The sequence below is a fragment of the Colwellia sp. MB02u-10 genome, from assembly GCF_014077185.1.
Classification (GTDB): domain Bacteria; phylum Pseudomonadota; class Gammaproteobacteria; order Enterobacterales; family Alteromonadaceae; genus Cognaticolwellia.
In genome coordinates this window covers 173396-195369 of the sequence record NZ_JACGVK010000135.1, presented here as the reverse complement: position 1 = coordinate 195369, position 21974 = coordinate 173396, and the positions used below count along the sequence as shown (strand labels likewise).

Annotated in this window: 26 protein-coding genes and 1 tRNA gene; 12 read left to right on the top strand and 15 right to left on the bottom strand. The window is 37.4% G+C overall.

What is annotated here, in order from left to right:
• Positions 1–10: 10 nt before the first annotated feature.
• The gene (locus H4J59_RS16670) at positions 11–859 is read right to left on the bottom strand and encodes a MurR/RpiR family transcriptional regulator (protein WP_146881122.1); all 849 of its coding nucleotides are present in this window, start codon (positions 857–859) and stop codon (positions 11–13) included.
• Positions 860–1178: 319 nt separating this feature from the next.
• On the opposite strand from H4J59_RS16670, the gene zwf reads away from it, so the two are divergent.
• From zwf to H4J59_RS16645, 5 genes are read left to right on the top strand one after another with little or no spacing between them, the layout of a single operon-like run.
• Positions 1179–2648 carry a glucose-6-phosphate dehydrogenase gene (gene zwf, locus H4J59_RS16665; protein ID WP_182241124.1) on the top strand — a complete coding sequence of 490 codons (1470 nt, stop codon included), beginning with the start codon at positions 1179–1181 and terminating at the stop codon, positions 2646–2648.
• Positions 2648–3340, top strand: coding sequence for a 6-phosphogluconolactonase (pgl, locus tag H4J59_RS16660; protein WP_182241123.1), 693 nt, complete (start codon positions 2648–2650; stop codon positions 3338–3340). Before zwf ends, pgl begins: the two co-directional genes overlap by 1 nt.
• Positions 3341–3357: 17 nt before the next feature.
• A complete protein-coding gene (gene edd, locus H4J59_RS16655; RefSeq protein ID WP_182241194.1) occupies positions 3358–5190 on the top strand; it encodes a phosphogluconate dehydratase in 1833 nt (610 codons plus the stop codon).
• 2 nt (positions 5191–5192) lie between these two features.
• On the top strand, positions 5193–6203 hold the full coding sequence (locus H4J59_RS16650) for a glucokinase (RefSeq protein WP_182241122.1): 1011 nt from the start codon (positions 5193–5195) through the stop codon (positions 6201–6203).
• 8 nt (positions 6204–6211) lie between these two features.
• Positions 6212–6859, top strand: coding sequence for a bifunctional 4-hydroxy-2-oxoglutarate aldolase/2-dehydro-3-deoxy-phosphogluconate aldolase (locus H4J59_RS16645; protein ID WP_182241121.1), 648 nt, complete (start codon positions 6212–6214; stop codon positions 6857–6859).
• Positions 6860–7294: 435 nt separating this feature from the next.
• Here H4J59_RS16645 and gap read toward each other — a convergent pair whose 3' ends face one another.
• A complete protein-coding gene (gene gap, locus H4J59_RS16640; protein ID WP_182241120.1) occupies positions 7295–8293 on the bottom strand; it encodes a type I glyceraldehyde-3-phosphate dehydrogenase in 999 nt (332 codons plus the stop codon).
• A 254-nt stretch (positions 8294–8547) separates the two neighbouring features.
• Here gap and gndA point away from each other — a divergent pair, with 254 nt between their 5' ends.
• Entirely contained in the window at positions 8548–10077 is a 1530-nt protein-coding gene (gndA, locus tag H4J59_RS16635; RefSeq protein ID WP_182241119.1) for an NADP-dependent phosphogluconate dehydrogenase, read from the top strand.
• A gap of 118 nt (positions 10078–10195) precedes the next feature.
• Here the strand turns inward: gndA and H4J59_RS16630 are convergent, their stop codons facing one another.
• Positions 10196–10999: a DUF2989 domain-containing protein gene (locus tag H4J59_RS16630; protein WP_182241118.1), complete on the bottom strand. Its 804-nt coding sequence runs from the start codon at positions 10997–10999 to the stop codon at positions 10196–10198.
• Between the two features lie 153 nt (positions 11000–11152).
• Between H4J59_RS16630 and H4J59_RS16625 the strand changes: the two genes are divergently transcribed.
• A complete protein-coding gene (locus H4J59_RS16625) occupies positions 11153–12601 on the top strand; it encodes a glyceraldehyde-3-phosphate dehydrogenase (protein ID WP_182241117.1) in 1449 nt (482 codons plus the stop codon).
• A 306-nt stretch (positions 12602–12907) separates the two neighbouring features.
• On the opposite strand, the gene H4J59_RS16620 is transcribed toward H4J59_RS16625, so the two are convergent.
• The 6 genes from H4J59_RS16620 to H4J59_RS16595 form a co-directional block, all read right to left on the bottom strand.
• Positions 12908–13240, bottom strand: coding sequence for a TusE/DsrC/DsvC family sulfur relay protein (locus tag H4J59_RS16620; RefSeq protein WP_182241116.1), 333 nt, complete (start codon positions 13238–13240; stop codon positions 12908–12910).
• Positions 13237–13533: a sulfurtransferase complex subunit TusB gene (gene tusB, locus H4J59_RS16615; RefSeq protein WP_182241115.1), complete on the bottom strand. Its 297-nt coding sequence runs from the start codon at positions 13531–13533 to the stop codon at positions 13237–13239. The genes H4J59_RS16620 and tusB overlap by 4 nt, the downstream gene beginning before the upstream one ends.
• 1 nt (position 13534) lies before the next feature.
• Complete coding sequence (gene tusC, locus H4J59_RS16610; protein ID WP_182137913.1) at positions 13535–13912, bottom strand: sulfurtransferase complex subunit TusC; 378 nt, start codon at positions 13910–13912, stop codon at positions 13535–13537.
• Entirely contained in the window at positions 13912–14289 is a 378-nt protein-coding gene (tusD, locus tag H4J59_RS16605) for a sulfurtransferase complex subunit TusD (protein ID WP_182241114.1), read from the bottom strand. The genes tusC and tusD overlap by 1 nt, the downstream gene beginning before the upstream one ends.
• Positions 14290–14418: 129 nt before the next feature.
• Entirely contained in the window at positions 14419–15084 is a 666-nt protein-coding gene (locus tag H4J59_RS16600; RefSeq protein WP_182189369.1) for a Bax inhibitor-1/YccA family protein, read from the bottom strand.
• 162 nt (positions 15085–15246) lie between these two features.
• Positions 15247–15843: a DNA-3-methyladenine glycosylase I gene (locus tag H4J59_RS16595; protein WP_182241113.1), complete on the bottom strand. Its 597-nt coding sequence runs from the start codon at positions 15841–15843 to the stop codon at positions 15247–15249.
• A gap of 161 nt (positions 15844–16004) precedes the next feature.
• On the opposite strand from H4J59_RS16595, the gene H4J59_RS16590 reads away from it, so the two are divergent.
• Both H4J59_RS16590 and H4J59_RS16585 read left to right on the top strand, forming a co-directional pair.
• Positions 16005–16095, top strand: a tRNA-Ser gene (locus H4J59_RS16590).
• Positions 16096–16192: 97 nt separating this feature from the next.
• On the top strand, positions 16193–16354 hold the full coding sequence (locus tag H4J59_RS16585; RefSeq protein WP_182241112.1) for a hypothetical protein: 162 nt from the start codon (positions 16193–16195) through the stop codon (positions 16352–16354).
• 55 nt (positions 16355–16409) lie between these two features.
• Here the strand turns inward: H4J59_RS16585 and H4J59_RS16580 are convergent, their stop codons facing one another.
• From H4J59_RS16580 to H4J59_RS16565, 4 genes are read right to left on the bottom strand one after another with little or no spacing between them, the layout of a single operon-like run.
• A complete protein-coding gene (locus H4J59_RS16580; protein WP_182241111.1) occupies positions 16410–16706 on the bottom strand; it encodes a hypothetical protein in 297 nt (98 codons plus the stop codon).
• Positions 16699–17313, bottom strand: coding sequence for a hypothetical protein (locus tag H4J59_RS16575; RefSeq protein WP_182189379.1), 615 nt, complete (start codon positions 17311–17313; stop codon positions 16699–16701). Before H4J59_RS16575 ends, H4J59_RS16580 begins: the two co-directional genes overlap by 8 nt.
• A gap of 7 nt (positions 17314–17320) precedes the next feature.
• The gene (locus tag H4J59_RS16570) at positions 17321–17728 is read right to left on the bottom strand and encodes a hypothetical protein (RefSeq protein ID WP_182241110.1); all 408 of its coding nucleotides are present in this window, start codon (positions 17726–17728) and stop codon (positions 17321–17323) included.
• Positions 17715–18059: a hypothetical protein gene (locus tag H4J59_RS16565; protein ID WP_182189383.1), complete on the bottom strand. Its 345-nt coding sequence runs from the start codon at positions 18057–18059 to the stop codon at positions 17715–17717. Before H4J59_RS16565 ends, H4J59_RS16570 begins: the two co-directional genes overlap by 14 nt.
• 265 nt (positions 18060–18324) lie before the next feature.
• On the opposite strand from H4J59_RS16565, the gene H4J59_RS16560 reads away from it, so the two are divergent.
• Complete coding sequence (locus tag H4J59_RS16560; RefSeq protein ID WP_182241109.1) at positions 18325–18567, top strand: hypothetical protein; 243 nt, start codon at positions 18325–18327, stop codon at positions 18565–18567.
• Between the two features lie 150 nt (positions 18568–18717).
• Here H4J59_RS16560 and H4J59_RS16555 read toward each other — a convergent pair whose 3' ends face one another.
• Positions 18718–19326, bottom strand: a complete 609-nt coding sequence (locus tag H4J59_RS16555; protein WP_220469861.1) for a haloacid dehalogenase type II — start codon at positions 19324–19326, stop codon at positions 18718–18720.
• Between the two features lie 3 nt (positions 19327–19329).
• Complete coding sequence (locus H4J59_RS16550; RefSeq protein WP_182241108.1) at positions 19330–19923, bottom strand: TetR/AcrR family transcriptional regulator; 594 nt, start codon at positions 19921–19923, stop codon at positions 19330–19332.
• A 262-nt stretch (positions 19924–20185) separates the two neighbouring features.
• Here H4J59_RS16550 and yghU point away from each other — a divergent pair, with 262 nt between their 5' ends.
• Entirely contained in the window at positions 20186–21067 is an 882-nt protein-coding gene (gene yghU, locus H4J59_RS16545) for a glutathione-dependent disulfide-bond oxidoreductase (protein WP_182241107.1), read from the top strand.
• Entirely contained in the window at positions 21067–21732 is a 666-nt protein-coding gene (locus H4J59_RS16540) for a DsbA family oxidoreductase (RefSeq protein ID WP_182241106.1), read from the top strand. Before yghU ends, H4J59_RS16540 begins: the two co-directional genes overlap by 1 nt.
• Positions 21733–21974 lie beyond the last annotated feature (242 nt).

Sequence of the window (21974 nt, the reverse complement as noted above, 5' to 3'; positions counted from 1 at the left end):
TAGCTAATCGTTAGTCTTTACGTTCAAAGCGTGAGCTACGTAAACTGTCTTTAACTTTCTTTAAGTTGTCTCTAAATTTTGTCCCACGGCGAAGGGTAAAGCCGGTCGCCAAACAATCAATTAAGGTTAGCTGGGCAATACGTGATGCCATGGGCATATATAAGTCGGTATCTTCAGCAACCTCAACTGAGAGCACAATATTACATTCTTTGGCTAATGGTGATCCTGCTGTTGTTATTCCTATGACAGTGGCATCATTTTCACGTGCTAAACTTGCCACATCAACCAAAGACTTAGTTCTGCCGGTATGTGATATAACGACAACAACATCACCTTGGCAACTATTTATAGCACTCATACGTTGCATTAATATGTCATCAAAATAGACGACAGGCACATTAAAGCGAAAAAACTTATTTTGTGCGTCATGTGCAACAACTGCAGAAGCGCCTAAGCCAAAAAAAGAAATTTTATTGGCTTGAGTTAATAGGTCAACAGAGCGATTTATGGTGGAACTGTCTAAACTTTTACGCGCTAACTCTAGGTTCGCCATGGTTGATTCAAATATTTTTGAAGTATATTCTTCAGCCGAATCATTTTCATCAACATGGCGATTGACGTAAGGTGTGCCATTAGCCAAACTTTGTGCTAAATGCAGTTTAAAGTCAGGATAGCCTTTAGTGTCGAGTCGTCGACAAAAGCGATTTACCGTGGGCTCACTTATATTAGCTTGTTTCGCCAAGGCAGCAATACTGGCATGTATAACCGTTTCAGGTGATGATAATATAACGTCTGCCACTTTACGTTCAGATTTACTGAAAGTTTCTAACTCGTTGGCGATTTTTTCTAATATATTCATTACGTTTAAGCCTTCGCGTGTTACTTAACTGGTTAATTACCGAGCAAATAAAGGGTAACTGTAATTTATTTTCTGCTTTAAGAACAGAAAATATGAAAATTTATTTCATATTTTCGACTAATATAAAACAAAAGTACTGAATCTTGCAAACATTTAATCCATTTTCATACTAAAGTCGTCTTGAAGTGGCTATTTTTAAATGAAATGGAAATAATGTAATAATATTACAAAAAAGAGCTTTACTGACGAGGCTATAGCAGATAAATTAGCCTCATATGTAGTTTAGTTACAGTAAAATAAATAATTGAGAATACACACTATGAAAAACATAGATTGCCCTTTAGCAAGCGAGATTGTTATTTTTGGTGCGTTGGGAGACTTATCTCGTCGCAAACTTTTACCCTCTTTATATCAGTTAGAACTTGCCGGCCTGTTGAGTGATAACACTCGCATTATTGCTGTTGCTCGAAATGAATTAACCCTTGAGCAATTTACTAAACAAATAGATGAAAGCTTAAATGAGTTTATACCTGAAGCATTAGATGTCGCAGCCTTGACCAAGTTTTTAGCTAGGCTTGTTTATCAACAGCTTGATTTTAAAGACCTTAAATCATACAAGCAATTAGCCGAAAGCTTATCACCTGCATTGGGTGCGAGAGTTTATTATTATTCTACACCACCCGCTATTTATGGTGATATTAGTCAAGGTTTAAAAACGGCTAAGTTAATCAACGATGCAGACAGAGTTGTGATGGAAAAACCTATTGGTCATTGCTTAGAATCGTCTAAAGTGATTAATGATCAGGTTTCTCGTTACTTCAATGAAAATCAAATTTACCGTATTGATCACTATTTAGGTAAAGAAACGGTATTAAACCTGTTAGTGCTGCGCTTTGCCAATAGCCTTTTTACCAATAATTGGGATAGAAACTGTATTGACCATGTGCAAATTACCGTTGCCGAGAGTGTTGGTATCGAAGGGCGTTGGGGTTTTTATGATGAAGCAGGGCAAATGCGAGATATGGTGCAAAACCATTTGTTGCAAGTACTGTCGTTAGTTGCCATGGAACCACCCGCTGAATTAAGTGCCGACTGTGTCCGTGATGAAAAGCTAAAAGTGATCAAAGCGCTTAAACCTATCACTCGACAAAATGTTAAAGATAAAACTGTGCGTGGCCAATATGCGGATGGTTATTTAAATGGTGTCGCTGTTCCTGGGTATTTGAACGAAGAGGGTGCAAAAGCGAATAGTAAAACAGAAACTTTTGTTGCCATTAAAGCCGAGATAGACAACTGGCGTTGGGCTGGCGTACCTTTTTACTTGCGAACAGGTAAACGTATGCCGCAAAAACACAGTGAGATTGTGGTCCATTTTAAACAACAAGCTCATAATATTTTCAGTGAGAGTTATGCCGATTTACCGTCAAATAAATTGACCATTCGTTTGCAACCGGACGAAGGTGTTGAACTTGAAATGATGAATAAAATTCCGGGTATCGCGTCGCAAATGCAAATTCACGAAAACAAACTTGATTTAAGTTTTTCTCAAGCTTACGACAACCAACGTGTTGTTGATGCCTATGAACGCTTATTGCTTGAAGTTATTAAAGGTGATCAATCTTTATTTGTTCGTCGTGATGAAGTTGAAGCGGCGTGGCAATGGGCTGATAGTATTATCGATGCATGGCAAGCAAGCAATGAAGCACCTAAACCTTATGCAGCCGGTTCATGGGGACCCGTTTCATCAATTTCTTTAATCGCACGCGATGATCGCCAGTGGGTAGAATAATGTACCAAATTAATGAATTCGAACAACGTGAATTATTAGACGAAGCACTAGCAGATAAAGTTGCCGCGTTATTAACGGCTGCGCTGGAAAGTAAAGGCAAAGCCAGTATCGCGGTTTCGGGTGGCTCAACACCAAAAGGTTTTTTTCAAGCCTTATCAAAGAAAAAGCTAGCTTGGCAAGCTATAACTATTACCTTAGCGGATGAACGCTGGGTTGATATTGACTCAAGCGATAGTAATACTAAGTTAGTGCATGAACACCTCATGCAAAATGAAGCGGTAAAAGCTAATTTTTTCTATTTAAAACAAGGTGAAATCCTTAGCGATGAAACCTTAACTGATTTAAACCTAGCAGCAAAACAGCAGTTATTGCCATTAGATGTACTTATTTTAGGTATGGGTGAAGATGGTCATACTGCCTCGTTATTTCCTTGTAGTGATGAAATAACGCAGTGCTTGGCCAATGATAGCCAAGCATTATTGAAAGTAACACCAAAAACGGCGCCACATCAGCGAATTAGTTTTAGTTTTGCTGCCTTAGCACAAAGCAAAAATACTTTTTTACACCTTAGCGGTATCAGTAAAAAACAAGTATTGGCTAAAGCTATTGCCGGACAAGTATGTAAAGAAATGCCGATCAGGGCTTTTTTACAAGCGCCAAACATTAATACACAAGTTTATTGGGCCAAGTAATTATGAATAAAACAGTTATGAATAAAAATATTGTACAGATCACACAACGTATCATAGATCGAAGTAAAGCAAGCCGTTCGGCTTACCTTGAAAAAATAGCGGGTGAAAAATCAACTACTGTACATCGCGCTAGTTTATCTTGTGGTAATTTAGCTCATGGTTTTGCTGCTTGTGGTAGCGATGACAAAACGACATTACGTGGTCTTAGTCATTCAGACATTGCTATTATATCCGCTTATAACGATATGCTTTCAGCGCATCAACCGTACGAAACCTACCCAGCCATTATTAAAGCAGCTGTCAAAGAAACCGGTGGCGTAGCCCAATTTGCTGGTGGTGTACCTGCGATGTGTGACGGTGTTACACAAGGTCAGCCAGGTATGGATTTAAGCTTGATGAGCCGAGACGTTATTGCTATGTCGACTGCTGTTGCGCTGTCGCATAATATGTTTGATGGCGCACTGATGATGGGTATTTGCGATAAAATAGTGCCTGGATTAATGATTGCTAGTATGACTTTTGGTCATTTACCTACCGTTTTTGTACCCGCGGGCCCAATGCCTTCAGGTTTGCCAAATAAAGACAAAGCGCGTGTTCGTCAGCAATATGCTCAAGGTGAAGTGGGTAAAGAAGAGTTATTAGAAGCAGAATCTGCGTCTTATCACACCGCTGGTACTTGTACATTTTTTGGTACGGCAAACTCTAACCAATTAGTGGTTGAAGTGATGGGTTTACATCTACCAGGCGCTTCTTTTATTGCACCCAATACGCAATTACGTGAAGAATTGACCAAAGCTGCAGCGCGCCAAGTTACGCGTTTAACTCAGCCATCTGGCAATTATATGCCTATAGGTAAAATGGTTGATGAGCGTTCAATTGTTAATGCAATTGTTGCCTTGTTAGCTACCGGTGGTTCAACGAACTTAACTATGCATATCATCGCCTTTGCCAAAGCGGCTGGTATTATTGTTAATTTCCAAGACTTTAATGATTTATCTGACGCTGTGCCGCTATTAACGCGTATTTATCCCAATGGTCATGCTGACATTAATCAATTTCAAGAAGCGGGTGGCATGGCATTGTTATTCAAGGAGCTTATTGATGCTGGTTTGGTACATGAAGACGTTGAGACTATCTGCGGTCGTGGCTTAACTCGTTATACCCAACGACCTGTATTGGAAGATGGCAAATTATTATGGATTGACGGCGCAACTAGCTCAGGCGATGACGAAATCATTGCCACCGCGGCAAAACCTTTTAGCAGCCATGGTGGTTTAAAAGTTATGAAAGGTAACTTAGGTATTTCAGTGTTGAAAACTTCATCACTGCGCGAAGGTAGTTTTGTGATTAAAGCACCTGCAGTTGTTTTTGAAGATCAACACGAACTTGATATTGCCTTTGATGCCGGTGAGTTAGAAAAAGACTTTATTGCAGTTGTTCGCTTTCAGGGGCCAAAAGCCCGTGGTATGCCTGAACTACATAAATTAACGCCACCATTAGGGGTTTTACAAGACAAAGGTTTTAAAGTTGCTTTAGTTACCGATGGTAGAATGTCTGGGGCTTCAGGTAAAGTGCCGGCTGCTATTCATTTATGTCCAGAGGCGTTAGATGGTGGCTTAATTTCAAAAATTAAAACCGGTGATATGATCTTACTTGATGGCGAAAGTGGCGAGTTAACTTTGTTAGTTGATGATGCTGAATTAGCAAAACGTAAAAATGCTATTTTTGAAGTTAATGGTCATCATCAAGGTATGGGCCGTGAATTATTTGGCTTTATGCGTCGTAACTTAAGCTCAGCTGAAACTGGTGCATGTTCACTGTTTGATGATGATTTTCAAGGCGAGCGATAACCATGTCCGATAGTGAGATAAATATTATTGCTGATATTGGTGGCACCAATATGCGCGTGGCGTTAGTCGACGCGCAAGGTAATATTGCTAACATCACCATTTATGCTTGTGCCGATTACACAAGTTTAGCCGAGGTATTAACCGATTATATTACACAGCAGCAATTAGTGGGTAAGAAAGTTAATGCGTGTTTAGCTATCGCTTGCCCAGTAGATAAAGATCTTATTGTGATGACTAATCTACCTTGGCAGTTTTCACAAACACTACTTAAAGCAGAATTACAGTTTAACGAATTAGTGCTAATTAACGACTTTACTGCGATAGCTCATGCTATTCCGCATTTAGGTGCTGCGCAAAAGGTGCAAGTAGGTGTTGGTGATGTTGTAGCAAACAGGCCCATTTCTATTTGTGGTGCTGGTACTGGTTTAGGCGTAGCTAATTTAATCGCCATAGATTCTGGTTGGCATAGTTTAAGTGGCGAGGGTGGCCATGTAGATTTTGCCCCTGTGGATCAACAAGAAGTTGCCATTTTACAATTTCTTTCAAAAAAATATGCCCGTGTTTCCTATGAGCAAGTATTGTCAGGGCTAGGTATTGAACAAATATACCAAGCCTTGAGTTTTGAAAAAAATGGCGAGATAACAAACTTATCAGCAAAAGAAATCACTGAAAAAGCGTTGTCAGGTAGTTGTTCATTGGCTGTGGAAACCTTAGCGCAATTTTGTCGAATTCTAGGAAGTTTCGCAGGTAACCTAGCGTTAACGGTTGGTAGTTATGGCGGTGTTTATATTGCCGGTGGCATTGTTCCTCGCTTTATCGAATTTTTTGCTAGCAGTGAATTTAGGCAACGATTTGAACAGAAAGGGCGTTTATCGAGTTTTACTCAACCTATTCCAACATTTGTTGTCACTGAAAAACAACCTGGTTTAATTGGTGCATCAGCATATCTTAAACAATTGATGTCAGAAAAAGCTAATGACATCATCCAAAAAAATAACATGACAAGGTATTAAGAGCAATTATGACATTATCAAATAATTGGCAAATACAGCCAAAAGATCTCTTTGCTATGGGCCCGATAGTTCCGGTTTTAGTGATAAAAGATGTTAAAAATGCACTACCTATTGCAGAAGCATTGTTAGCCGCGGGCATAAAAGTGCTAGAAGTTACCTTGCGTACACCTGCTGCATTAGAAGTGATCAGCATCATAGCTAAAAATTTACCCGAGGCCATTGTTGGTGCGGGCACTGTAACTAATCGAGATTTATTACAAAAGTCTTACGAAGCTGGCGCAAAGTTTGCCATTAGTCCAGGACTAACCAAAGATTTATTACAAGCAGGTAAAGAAGGTAATATCGCTTTAATTCCGGGTATTTCTTCTATCTCTGAATTAATGGATGGCATTGACTGTGGTTATGATCATCTGAAGTTCTTCCCTGCGGAAGCATCGGGTGGTGTTAAGGCTTTGCAGTCAATTGGTGGACCATTTCCTGATATTAAATTTTGTCCAACTGGTGGTATTAACTTAAATAATGTTCGAGACTACTTAGCTTTACCCAATGTTTCATGTTGCGGTGGTTCTTGGTTAGTGTCTGATGAAATTATTAAACAAGGTAATTGGCAAGAAATTACGCGTTTAGCAAAGCAAGCACTAGCGCATGTAAAATAATAGCCATTGGTGCTAACTAAGGGCTGATAAAAAATTAATCTATCAGTAAAAACCAGGCATTGCCTGGTTTTTTTTGTTTAAAATATAAAAAATAATAACAATATTGGGCTTCACTGCGGTAGTTGTTTTGTAACTGATAAAACAATTAGAGATCGGTTTTGTTGTTTTATTACATGTTTAAAGACAATAATCGTACTATTTAACAGTAAGCTAGCCAGTGCCCAAGCGATGAACCGTGATGATTATTGCCACTAAATGAGAATAACCAACAAGTTTTTTTTGCAATGAAGTCAGTTTTCGTCACTGTTAAGTCAGGAAGTTAGGAAGTTAGGAAGTTAGGAAGTCAGGAATTTAGGAGCTTAGGAGGGAAAAAGTTAATAAAAAAGCCAGAATTAATCTGGCTTTTTATTAACTTATTAGCGAACAAACAAAGGCTTATTGTGTTGAAATATAGGTCGCTAAATCTAAAATTTTGTTTGAATAACCAATTTCATTATCATACCAAGAAACTACTTTCACAAAAGTATCTGTTAGCGCTATACCAGCAGTAGCATCAAATATTGAGGTACATCTTTCGCCAATAAAGTCGTTAGACACTACCGCATCTTCGGTGTAGCCTAAAATACCTTTTAACTCACCTTGTGATGCAGCTTTCATTGCAGTGCAAATTTCTTGATAACTAGCTGGCTTTTCTAAGTTTACAGTTAAATCAACCACAGAAACATTAGGCGTTGGTACGCGAAATGCCATACCCGTTAATTTACCATTCAATGCAGGGATAACTTTGCCAACGGCTTTAGCGGCACCTGTTGATGATGGAATAATGTTTTGTCCAGCACCACGACCACCGCGCCAATCTTTAGCTGACGGGCTATCAACTGTTTTTTGTGTTGCTGTGGTAGCATGCACTGTGGTCATTAAACCATCTTTGATACCCCAGTTATCATTTAACACTTTGGCGATAGGCGCTAAACAGTTTGTGGTACAAGATGCATTGGAAACAATGTCTTGTCCGGCATATTCAATATGGTTAACACCCATAACAAACATTGGCGTATCGTCTTTTGACGGTGCAGAAAGTACCACTTTTTTAGCGCCGGCTGCAATGTGCTTACGTGCTGATTCATCCGTTAAAAATAAGCCTGTTGATTCAACAACAACGTCAACTTCAGCTTCATTCCATTTTAGGTTTAGTGGGTCGCGTTCTGCACTAACACGAACATTTTTGCCATTAACGATTAAGTGGCCATCAACAACATCAACAGTGCCGTTAAATCGGCCATGAGTAGAGTCATACTTAAGCATATAAGCGATGTAATCAACGTCAATTAAATCATTAATAGCGACTACTTCAACATCTGCTCTAGCAAATGCTTCTCTAAACACGAATCGACCGATACGACCAAAGCCGTTGATCCCTACTCTAATTGTCATAATAAAACCCTAAATCAAACTTTAAAAATTAATGTAGTAAAATTACACCATTTTATAAAAATTACAAGTTATAACTCGACATAAAGCAATAAATATTGATTTAAACCTTGTTTTATTGCGTATTGTTACTAAAATGTCGGCTATTAAACATAGCCTTGCTAAAAATATTTATTTATTGGCTTTTCCATAAGGTTATTATTTTTCTATGATGATGATGGCATAATGCCTCCATCTATAATATTTTTGGACTTTTTATGATACAGAACAACAGTGCATGCGATATCGGCTTTATTGGTTTAGGTGTTATGGGTAAGAATTTAGTGCTTAATTTAGCTGATAACGGTTTTAGTATCGCCGCCTTCGATCTTGATATCAGTAAAGTTGAAGATGCCATTACTCAAGACAAGGCTGAAAGTGGCTTATCAACAGCACGTGTTATTGGTTGTTCTTCTTATACTGAATTACTTTCTCGCTTAAAACCACCACACCTTATCGTTCTATCAGTGCCAGCTGGCGCACCGGTTGATCAAGTATGCGAAAACTTGATTGGTGCCGGTATTCAGCCTGATGATATTGTTATTGATACAGGTAATAGCTTATGGGTTGATACCGTTGCACGCGAGAAAAAATACAAAAATAACTTTATTTTATTTTCTTCAGCTGTTTCAGGTGGTGAAGTGGGGGCGCGTTTTGGTCCGGCACTAATGCCCAGTGGCTCACCCTACGCATGGGCAAGAATAAAACCTATTTGGCAAGCCATTGCTGCAAAGGTTGATGCAAAAACAGGTAAGCCCATTGAACGCACTAAACCAGGTGAAATTGTTACTGAAGGTGAACCCTGTGCTGCCTATATTGGTCCAGCGGGTGCTGGGCATTATGTGAAAATGGTACATAACGGCATTGAGTATGCCGATATGCAAATTATATGTGAAGCATATCAAATGCTGCGTGATGGCTTAGCATTAAGCAGTGATGAAATTGCTGATGTTTTTGAAATGTGGAATGGCGGCCCATTAGAAAGTTATTTAATGGAAATATCGGTCGAGGTTTTACGCCATCGAGTAGGTGAAGAAAAAACACCGTTAGTTGATTTGATCTTAGACAAAGCGGGTCAAAAAGGTACTGGACTTTGGACTGCGGTAAGTAGTTTAGAATTGGGCACACCTGCGCCCACGATTGCTCAAGCGGTTTTTGCCCGTTCTATTTCATCTTTTAAAGATTTACGTGTTAAAGCTTCAGGTATATTGTCAGGTCCAGAAGTCGTGATACTTGCTGGTGAAGAGAAACAGGCGTTTATTGAACAGTTACATGATGCTATATATAGCGCAAAAATATGTGCCTATGCACAAGGTTTTCAATTAATGAAACTCGCTGAGCAAGAGCATAATTGGCAGCTTAACTTTGCTAGTATTGCTAAAATTTGGCGTGCGGGCTGTATTATTCGTGCAGCATTTTTACAGTCAATCACGCAAGCATTTGAGCGAAACCCTGACTTAGATAATCTACTTTTAGATGATTTCTTTGCTGAGCAATTAAGTCAACATCAATTGAACTGGCGAAAGTCGGTGTCAAATTCTGCCTTGATGGGGATTCCAACCGGGGCAATTTCATCTGCACTGTCATATTATGACTCTATACGCTGTGCTGTGCTGCCTGCTAATTTATTACAAGCACAGCGTGACTTTTTTGGCGCTCATACTTTTGAACGTATCGATAAAGCCACCGGCAAAAAGTATCACGTTAATTGGTCAAGTGAATCACGTAGTATGCAGGAAATTAATTAAGTAATCGCTGCATCTCAACCCGAGTAGGCTTTGGCTCTACTTGGGTAATGGGTAATGGGTAATGGGTAATTTGGCTAGCGCTTTATTCGAAAATACTGCCTTGCCAGTAATCGCCAAGTTAGGTGTGTGGCGCTTTAAACTCACCCTCGATAATGTTGTTTAAGGTCTTTTTCGCTACTCGGTCTAAAAATTCAGTGTTTAAGTTATTACTTCTAAAGTAATTGACTAAAATTTTATGGCTGATATTGCTATCTTTTGGACTATATAAATATAATATTTTTGACCAAACATAAGCTTGTGTATGCTCTTTTTTATGGGAAAAAATACTGGCAAGAGACTGAAATATTTCGGTATCTATAGCGGCATCGCTTGGGTAAAGTTCTAGTGCATGATAAAGCAAGTTTAAGGTTTTTTTGATGTCATGTTTCACGTAATAGCTCGCTAAGTTGATTTGTCGGTTGGGCTTTTCTAATAATTCACTTCCTTGTAAGGCAAGAAATTTATTTAGTGACTGCTCGTTTAAGTAGCGCGACCAATGAAAGAATAACAAGTCAGGGTGTTCAGAATTTTGCGTAGCAAGTGCTATCGCTTTAATTTTAGCCTGCGCTTTAAGCACATTATTAGTGCGTATGGTTTTCTTAACCTTTAGCTTAATATGCTCAATTTTAGACGCATGCAGCATACATTTTCCATAGCCTTCGTAGGCAATTAACTGCTGGTATTTTTTGCTATCGTTAGCATCATTTTTGTTTGCCAAGTTAGCAAAGCCCACCGCGACACGCTCTCGTTTACACCAAGTGTCTTCTTGAAATTCTTGACAAATTTTTGTATGTTGTTCACATAACTCAGAAAAATTAGGCCTGTTTTCACATGCCATTAATGTGAAAAAAAGCAAAACCATCACTAATTTATCAAATTTCATCTTTTTCTCCCCGAAAAACATTTGTAACTGGTGGCGAAATAATTCATGTTGGATTACAATATGCGCCGCATTCAGTAATTAGTTATTGCTAATTACCTCTTTACATTAATAATAACCCATCACTCAATTGACTGACATAAAAAGGTTTACGCAATGACTTCTCTTCTTGAAGAACAATATCTAACTAGTTGGCAGGAACGTCAAACATTCGCTGAAAACATGCAGCCGATTATCGGACAATTATTTAGAAATGACGGTATCGAAATCTCTATTTACGGTCGCACACTAGTCAATGCTTCTGCCATCGATATTATTAAAGCACATAAATCAGTGGCCTTACACGAAGAAAATAAATTGCGTTTACGTGAAAGTTTCCCCTTTATTCAAGCGTTAGCTAGTATGTCATTAGCACCTGCGCGTATCGACCTAGGTAAATTCGCTTACCGTTATTTATTTAAAGGTGAAGCGAATGGTTTATCAATTGAACAATTTTTAGAAAAAGAATTAGCCACCATATCTAAAGATACCGACGTACAAGAATCTAAAGACGTGGTACTTTACGGTTTTGGTCGTATTGGTCGTTTGTTAGCGCGTTTATTAATTGAACGTGCTGGACCCAACGCTAAGCTTAAGTTACGCGCCATTGTTATTCGCCCAGGTAAAGAAGATGATTTAGAAAAACGTGCGAGTTTACTGCGTCGTGATTCAGTGCATGGTGCCTTTAACGGTAGTATTACTATTGATAAAGAAAATAACGTTATTAAAGCGAACGGTGCTTTTATTCAAATTATTTATGCTAAATCACCATCAGAAATTGATTACACCGCTTATGGTATCAATAACGCTTTAGTGGTTGATAATACGGGAATTTGGAGCGATGAAGAGGGCTTAGGACAACATTTACAATCAAAAGGTGTTGCTAAAGTTTTACTCACTGCACCGGCTAAAGGCGATATTAAAAACATCGTATACGGCGTAAACGAAGATATGATTTTAGCAGAAGACACCATGATTTCTGCAGCAAGTTGTACAACCAACGCGATCACGCCGGTACTTAAAGCACTCAATGATGAGTTTGGTATTCGCAATGGTCACGTTGAGACGGTACATTCATATACTAATGATCAAAACTTAATTGATAATTACCATCCTGCGCCGCGTCGTGGCCGTAGTGCTCCATTGAATATGGTGATCAGTACCACGGGTGCAGCTAAAGCGGTAGCAAAAGCATTACCTGAATTAAAAGGTTTGTTAACGGGTAATGCGATTCGCGTTCCTACGCCAAACGTTTCAATGGCTATTATGAACTTGAACTTGAAAAAAGAGACAACTAAAGCACAATTAAACGATTATTTACGTAATATCTCTTTAAACTCTAAATTACAAAATCAAGTGGATTACACCGCTTCTACTGAAATTGTATCTACTGACTTAGTCGGTTCACGTTACGCTGGTGTTGTTGATTCACAAGCAACGATTGTTGATGGTGATCGCGCTGTACTCTACGTATGGTACGACAATGAGTTTGGTTATAGCTGTCAGGTAGTGCGTGTGATGTTAGCAATGTCAGGTATTGATGTACCCACATTACCCTTCACATAACTAGCGATAGTTAATAAAATCGATAGCTAATAAAATGTAAAGTTAGTTTATTCGAATAAGCGTTTACCTGGTAGGTAAGCGCTTTTTTTTGCCAAGCAATATTAATACTCTCCTTGGCTTAACACCTGTTTAATTAAGTATTTTACTTTTTCATGAGGAAGAATGGCTCAATACAAGGCATAAAATTTGATAAATAGTTATGCGGCTATAAATTTTATAACCTTGTGGATTTTAATTTTAATAATTAAAATTAAGAAAATAAGTAATTATCTCAGTGTTTTAAGCTCATTGGCTAGATAAGACAAGTTAAATACACCTAGCCGGTTTAGGCAAACCTGCATACTTAGTGGCTTGTTTAGCAGGCCCTTCTTTAAACAAGCGATATAAATAACGACTGCTGGCCTTTTCTTCGCCAAACTCTGCTTTCATCGCTTTGGTTAGAGCGCGAATGGCAGGTGAAGTATTGTAAGTTAGGTAAAACTGCCTAACAAAGCGAATAACTTCCCAATGGGCTTCTAGCAGCTCAATATCATCATTTTTTGCTATTAACATGGCAATATCTTCGTTCCATTGCTTAAAATCGAGCAAATAGCCTTGTTTATCGGTGGCTAAGCTTTTGTTGTTATATATTATTGTCATGACCAGGTAATTGAATTGTCGTGTTTAAAAAGTAGCGCGACCACTTCGCCTAAAGTAATTGGTATAAATAATTTATTATTAGGGCATTGTGCGCGGGCGTCGGCGTGTTGGCTTATAAAGTAAAGCGTGATGTCTTGCTGCTCGGTTAGTGTTTTAAGCAATAGGGCATGACTGAAATTATAACAACCGTCATCGATTAATAATATACTGTCTTGTGGCAAAATCATGTCAAGGCATTGTGTTAATGCATTGCTATTAAAGCCTGAGTTTCTAATAAGGTGTAGCATCGCCATGTTAAAACCTGTAAATCACGTTGTGCTGGTGTAAGCGTTGACTAAACACTTCGTTTGATAATACTTGTATATTGTTAATATGAAAATGTGCGCTTAAGTTGCGCTCGGTTAATGACTGCTGACAAACATAAATATTTTCAATATCGTAAAATTCAAGTGCTGAAAATGTTTTTAGGTAGTCTTTAATCTCAATGGCTGAGGCATTTTGATCCCCGATCACCTGAAACACCCCATCACCTAAAAAGAACAGCGACGTTGCTTGCTCGTACGAGCCAAATATCAATGCGGCGTCTAGTGCTTCTTTACCTGCGGCATTCGAAAAGGGCGCCTGGGTATTTATAATGGCGATAGTTTTATCGCGTGGTTGATTTTCTGACATTATAGTTGCACCACACGTTCGGCTTTACTGGTTAACTCAACTAATTCACCTAAACCCGACACTGTAAATGCTGAGTCTATATTTGAGCTTTCATGGTTATTTAGCTCGTCACTTAAACCACGTTTTTCTGCGGCAGTAATACATAAATATAACGGTACCTTGTATTCGCTATTAAGTTGTTGCCATTGTGCTAGTGTTTGAAATTCATCACTGGGTATTGATAAATATTTAGCGGCATTTAACACGCCGTCTTGATAGAAAAACACACCAATGATGCTTACACCGCTATCAATCGCCGCTTTTACCAGATTAATTGCCGTTGTTGTTAAATTACTGTTGGGCGGGGTAGTCACCACTAAAGCCAATCTATTTTGCATATTCTGCTTTTCGCCTTAATTAACGTTATTTAAATACAGCTAATAAAAAAGCCTCAATATTGAGGCTTTATAATTTATACGTAGAGTATAAACAATTATTAATCATAGTTAATGATTTTTAACTGCTAATTAGTCATCGCTACCTAAAACCCCTAATAGGCTTAATAAGTGCACGAAGATATTATAAATATTCAAGTATAGCGAAACAGTTGCACGAATGTAGTTTGTTTCACCACCGTGAATAATGCGGCTTGTATCATATAAGATCAAACCAGACATAATCATAATAATAGCAGCACTAATAGCTAACGACAGCGCAGGAATTTGGAAAAATATATTTGCTACCATGGCAATAACCGCCACGATTAAACCAACCATTAAAAAGCCACCCATAAATGAGAAGTCTTTTTTGCTAGTTAACGCATAGCCAGAAAGTGCAAAGAAAATTAATGCTGTACCGCCTAATGCTTGCATAATTAATGAAGCGCCGTTAGGCATTGCCGCATAATAGTTAAGCATTGGGCCTAACGATGCACCCATTAAGCCGGTGAAAGCAAAAATCCAAAAAATACCACTCGCTTTATCAGCGTTTTTATTAACAACAAATAATAAACCAAATGAAACTAAGGTCATTATTAGGGCAGCCATATGAGACAAGCCCATTGCCATAGAAATAGCAGCAGTTACGGCACTAAACGCCAAAGTCATCGAAAGTAACATATAGGTGTTTCTCAATACCTTGTTAATTTCAACCGCTGAACTTCGACTAGCATTTACACTAGTATTTGATTGCATAATATTTCCTCTAAGTATGCCAATTCTATTTTTTAGATATGGGCTATTGTTAAATAGTTCAAGGGTAAATCAAATATTTAACCTTCACATCATCACTTGGGTGATAATTAATTATAAACCACATTGACATATTATGGCACGGTGTATTTTGAAATACTATCTTTAACCTTGTTGAAATTTTGCAATAATTTGTGAGCGTTTGTAACAGTCATCGCTATGGTCGTTAACCATGCCACAAGCCTGCATATGCGCATAACAAATGGTTGAACCAACAAACTTAAAGCCTCGCTTTTTCAAATCTTTGCTCCAAGCATCAGACTCTTTAGAGGTAGCAGGGTAATCGTTTAATGTCGCCCAATGATTGACAATAGTTTTATGGCCAACAAAGCCCCACATATAGTGGCTGAAGCTACCAAACTCTTTTTGAATGTCGATAAATATTTTAGCATTATTAATCGCAGCATTAATTTTACCTCTGTGGCGAATAATAGCGCGGTTAAGTACCAGCTCTTCAACTTTATCATCGGTAAATAGGGCAACAAGGTTAACGTCAAAGTTAGCGAATGCGGCACGGTAACCATCACGACGCTTTAAAATCGTATACCAACTTAAACCTGCCTGTGCTGATTCAAGCGTTAAATATTCAAATAATTGTTGATCATCAAAAACAGGAACACCCCATTCATTATCATGATAAGCAACATAATCGGGTTTTGTTGCATCTAACCACGGACATCGACAAAGGTTTTCTTCACTCATAAGTTTTCCTTAAACATGAAAATTTACTGAATTTGCTTAAATAAATGACAAATCGTTGATTTTTTTAGCAAACAAACTGTTTTATAGAATAAAGGCTTTACAAGAGAATTTCGAGCCTTTACTATGCGTTTCGTTCTCAAGCAGTAATGCTTTTTAACACTGGAGAGATGGCTGAGTGGTCGAAAGCACTGGTCTTGAAAACCAGCAAGGGTTTATAGCCCTTCTAGGGTTCAAATCCCTATCTCTCCGCCAAATTATAAAAACCGCTAATCGAAAGATTAGCGGTTTTTTTTCGTCTAGAATTTAGTGAACCACAACATACGGTATTATCCTAAAACATGAGCGATTAATGAATCATATAAAATTAGATAACTTCACTAAAGGAATGTTGAAATTTTCACAAAGTATTTCTAATAAAGATCTAGAAAATGATACTAATAATTTTATAAAAAAAATTGGAAAAGAAAAGCCTCCTTTACCAGAAAAGTTTGAACAACAGATAATTGGCTAAAACTAAATTATTTTGAATCTTTGTAAAAATTTTGATTCATAAAGCGTGGAAAGCATTACAATACAATCCCTAATGCGTTTTTTAGAAAACCATATGCAGAATTGAATGCACTGACCCTACTTTCATTGGATTCTATGGCATCATTTGCGAGTTTAATTTGGTCATCCATATCTTCGATTTCGGGTAAGGAAATGGATGACATCTTATTAGCAATATCCGATATAATCATGCTATTAACTTTAATTTTTAAATTAGAAATGTCATCTTTTGCTGCAAATTTCTCATATCCCTCAAAATTTTCAGCAGCATCACGTAACTGATCAATTTTATTTAATAATTCACTTTTATTCATGAGTAAACTCTCCATTTATGTTGGTTATAAAATCATTTAATTCATCAACTCCACTCATAATTTTAGGAGTAAGATCACTAACAGTGGCAAGAAGAGCCTTTACATTTGGTTGATTTAAAATATCTTTTACTACAGTCTCTCCAGCTTTTTCTGACTGAATATACGCATCCATTGTAGTGTTAACTTCTTTCATTTTTGTTAGAAATAATTTTATTTCTGCAATCTTGTTTTTTATCATATTTAGGTCATTTGTTAAACCATCCTTGCTTTGCTTTATTAATTTAGATTTTTGAGAGATACGTTCAATAATATCGTTAGCTTGGTCTTTAGTTAGTCTTCCTGACAATAAAGTGTCATTGAATTCTTTTTTGCTATTTCTTTCTTCAAGATCGATATTCACAATCGCATTTTGAATCAACTTCTCTGTCGCTATTATCAAAGCATCTGACTGTATAGAAACTGCTTTAATAACAACATCAAAGTATTCTGTTTGTTTAATGGATAATTGTTTTACTTCTGGAGGGGTAGCGCACCCCATAACTAAAAACATGCTTAATAAGCAAATAATGAGAGGTGATTTAAAATTACCTACTTTATATAAAATCATGATAAAACTACTCCTTATTTATTTGGTTTTGGATTGATGCTTTAGGTGTTAAAGCCACTTCTTTAGATGAATTTCTCCCTAAAATATAACCAGCCACAGTTCCTAATAAACCAATTACAGGGGATATTTGTTCTTCTGAGTATCCAGCAACTATTAAAAATACAGCAGCAACTATTATAAAAATAGTTCCAAATGTCTTTAATATATCTCCAGGATTTTTACCTAATTTAATTAACTGGAACATTATTAAAAATACTAGAAAGCTAAAAATGAGTAGAATCGAACTAAGTATTAAGCCATCATCAACACTTTCAGTTACTTCCATATTGGTTTGAGGTGATGACTCAACGATAAGCTCTTTTTGTTTGGCTTCAATACTGTTTTTTAGCTTTTCAATTTCATTAATTTTCCCCACTTTCTAAATCCTTAATCTTAATTTCAAGAGCTGAGACTAATTCACCATATTCAGATATTATTTCTTCTTGCTGATTAATTTTCAGCAAGAGTTTAGAAATTTCACTTTCATACAGGGAATCTTTTTGACTAGCTAGAAATGCATCTCGCCCAATCCTTTTATTTAAAACAATGGCAGAAAATTGTGCAGTAGATTTGTTAGTTTCTAGGGCTAGAGCCATCACCTTTGATTGAATATCTAATAATTCAAGATCATCTAATGGCATACTCTCATTTGAAAAGCAGGGGAATGTAGAAAGGAGAAAAATAAAACTTAAAATTAAAAATTTCATATGCGATCCTTGCAACTTTATATCATGGTTGTTTTAAACAGAATATATGCGCTCACGTTACTATATAGTACAAAATTAAACCAAAATCTAGTTATGATCTTTACTTTAATTACCTCCTTATTCAATTATTTTGAGATTTAATCACAGCGGGATTTAAACAATATATTTAATTTGTTAGTTATTAGATATTATCACTGAAAATTTATTAATAAACTGTGAGGATCGCCTTCACAATATTGGAATAGGTTCATATTTGTGATGGAAAATGAAAAAAAGAGGTAATAGAAAGAAAGTTGAAATTAAAGTTGCAGAAATAAACGGTGATAATTTATTAAAAGTAACAGATAAAAGTAATTCATTTTTATTCAAGATGACTTTAATTACCGTGTTTGGTACATTTATAGTGGCGATAATTAACATTTTCGTTAGTCCTTCAAAGTCAGTGGCAGCCAATAGGCGCTGTGGAGTTAAATCCAGAGCAACACAAAGAAGCTGCTTAACAATTTAGGCGACAACTGTTTTGAAAAACACCGTTACAAGGTCATCATAAATTGTATTAGTTTGATTACCAAGGGATTGTGTCGATCTAATTAAATATTGTGCATTGAAATAATCTGTTCGGCTATTTCATCCATCGTAGAGCCAATGACATCTGGTTTTAGAAATAAGGGATGATAAGGTGCCCCGTCCTGTCTATATAAGCCGCTTTTAAACCTGCACTTAATGCTCCATGCGTATCCCAGTCATGAGCTGCCACTAAACGTAATTTATCAACTGTTGTTTCTAATTGTTTGCTTGCAAATGCATAAGCGTTTGCTGAAGGTTTAAAGGTTCCTGCCGCTTCTACTGAGATTAACTGGTCAAAATAGCTTGTTAAGCCAGCATTAAGTATTTGAGTGGTGAGTAGGGCTTGAGATGAATTAGATAAAGCAACAAGGCGAAATCCAGCTTTACGTAATTTAGTTAATGCAGCTTGTATATCTTCATGTGGTGCCAGGTTTGCAAAAGTAGCGAGTATGTCATTGCCTTCTTTTTCAGATAAAAGAAGTTTTTGTTTTGCGGCTAAAGCATCGAGCGCTATCTTAGCCAGACTAGCAAAATCTGTTTTTACCCCAGTGACTAAACAAACGGTTGATGAGTGCAATAGCATCGAAAACCACGTGGCGGTATAACTCTCATCGCCAAATACAGCGTTAAATTTAGGCTTTAAGCTCGCTAAATTTAGTACCGTTTCATTAATATCAAAAAGTATTGTTTGCTCATGCATGTGCTAGTCCTTTTTAAATGGATAATGGCTAAAAAAATCTTCAATCATAGCCTCAAGTTTATTTTTATCATCATCGATTTTAGCAAAGGTACGCAGGCCTGCTATTTGAATTTGTACACGGTTTGAGAGATCGCTTGAATTTTTGTCTTTATCTATTTCCCCCATTGCCTGTGCCTCTTCAATGAGATTGACGAATTGATTCGCTATTTCGCCCAAATAGGCTTTGGTTGTATCAATAAGGTTTTGGTTATCTTCTGTCAGCTCGCCAATGGTTTTCGCTAACATACACATTGCATTTGGCGCATCATTTTTGGTGTCAATTACCTGAATTTTAACAAAGGCTTTTAACGCCTCAATAGGAGAGGAATGTTTACTACGGCATAGCGTTAGATGAGCTAGTGCCATATTGGTATAGTGTCTTAAGGCTTCTGTAAATAAACCATCTTTACTGCCAAAAGCGGCATAGATACTGCCAGGACGCATATCTATTTCTTCTTGTAAACTACGCATGGAGGTTGCGTGAAAACCTTTTTTCCAATAAAGATTGGTTGCTTTATCAATCACCTTTTGGCGATCAAACTTAGCTGTTTTACTCATGCATAAGCCCATAAAAACATAACTGAACGATAGTTCAATTATGCGTGTAAACTCCCCTTGAGTAAAGCACGATATTTATTAACGGATTGTTTAATTAAAATTTAAAAATAATGATTTAAGTGCTAGAACACCCACTTTGAACGATTGTTCAATACAGGATGTTGAACAGTCGTTCAATAAGCTGTATAGTCATTTTATAAACAATATAGTTATTTTATTAACAACCTAACGTCACCTAAGTTAAAAGTATTAAGGAAACAATATGAACAACCAATATCAACCACCTAAAGTATGGACCCATGACGCAGAAAGTGGTGGTAAATGGGCGAGTATCAACCGTCCTGTTTCTGGAGCAACACATAAAAAAGCATTACCCGTTGGCAATCATGCGCTACAACTATATTCAATGGGTACACCTAATGGTCAAAAAATAACGATCATGTTAGAAGAGTTATTAATGCTAGGCAAAGATGCACAATATGATGCTCACATGATTCGAATTGGTGAGGGTGATCAATTTTCATCTGGTTTTGTCGATATAAACCCTAACTCTAAAATACCTGCACTCATTGATATGGCAAACGAAGATAACGCGCCTATTTTTGAGTCCGCATCTATATTATTTTATCTTGCTGAAAAATTTGGCGTATTACTCCCTAAAGCCGGAAATAAGCGGACACAAGTCATGAATTGGCTATTTTGGTTACATGGTTCGGCGCCATATTTAGGGGGTGGTTTTGGTCATTTTTATAGTTATGCCCCAGAAAAATTTGAGTACCCCATTAATCGCTTTACCATGGAAACCAAGCGTCAATTGTCTGTATTAAACAACCAACTGGAAAATAATGAATTTATTGCGGGTGATGAGTTAAGTATTGCTGATATTGCGATTTGGCCTTGGTATGGCAACTTAGTTTTAGGCAACCTTTACGACGCAAAAGAGTTTCTTAACGTAGATGAGTACCAACACCTCAACCGTTGGGCAAAATCTATGTTAGCTCGTCCATCATTTCAGCGTGGTCGTATCGTTAATAAGAATTGGGGTCATGAGTGGGAGCAGCTTGAAAATCGTCATAGTGCAGAAGATATTGATAAGGTATTGGCATTAAATCCTAACGAGAATGACAATTTAGAGGTTAAATAATGACTAAAAAAATTAAGCTAGACATCATTTCTGACGTGGTTTGTCCGTGGTGCATTATTGGCTATAAGCATTTAGAAGCAGCAATCGTTGAATTAAACCTGCAAGAGCAAGTTGAAATTGAGTGGCAACCCTTTGAGCTTAACCCAGACATGCCTGCTGAAGGAGAAGAACTACGAGCACATGTGGCAAGAAAATATGGTTCATCAAAAGCGGATAGTGATAAGGCAAGAGACAATATCGCACAAGCAGGCGCTGAATACGGCTTCAACTTTAATTATTTTGATGACATGAAAATCGTCAACACATTAGATGCGCATGTGCTACTTGATTATGCACACCAAATCGGCGTACAAACAGAGCTTAAAATGCGTCTGTTTTCTGCATTTTTTACTGAACATAAAGATGTGTCGAAGCGAGATGTGCTAATTAAAGAAGCAGAAGCCGTGGGTATTACTGCCGAACAGTCGCAAATGGCACTCTCTAATGATGAACTTAGAAGTCGAGTCAAGACACTTGAAGCGCAATGGAAAAAAATGGGCGTGAGCGGTGTACCAACGGTTATTTTTAATCGTACAAGTGCTCTTACGGGTGCTCAACCTAAAGAAACATTTAAGCAAGTCTTACAAGAGCTATTAGATCAAGAAGAAAACAGCAACACTGCATAGTATGTTTATTACAGGTGGTGCGGTTCACTCTTTTTCAAGAGTAAAACTGCACCAAACGCCTAAAATGCCAATGCTTTTGGTTAAATATTTCATGAACTGAACATTTCTGCCCATAAGTTCTTAGCTCCTGCTGCCATTTTATCAAAAATAACATCTCTGAATGCAACAGCGCGTAACGAGATCATTTTTCTATCAGTGAACGCCATATAGGCGTTACCACTGGGGGGCATTGAATATCAGGC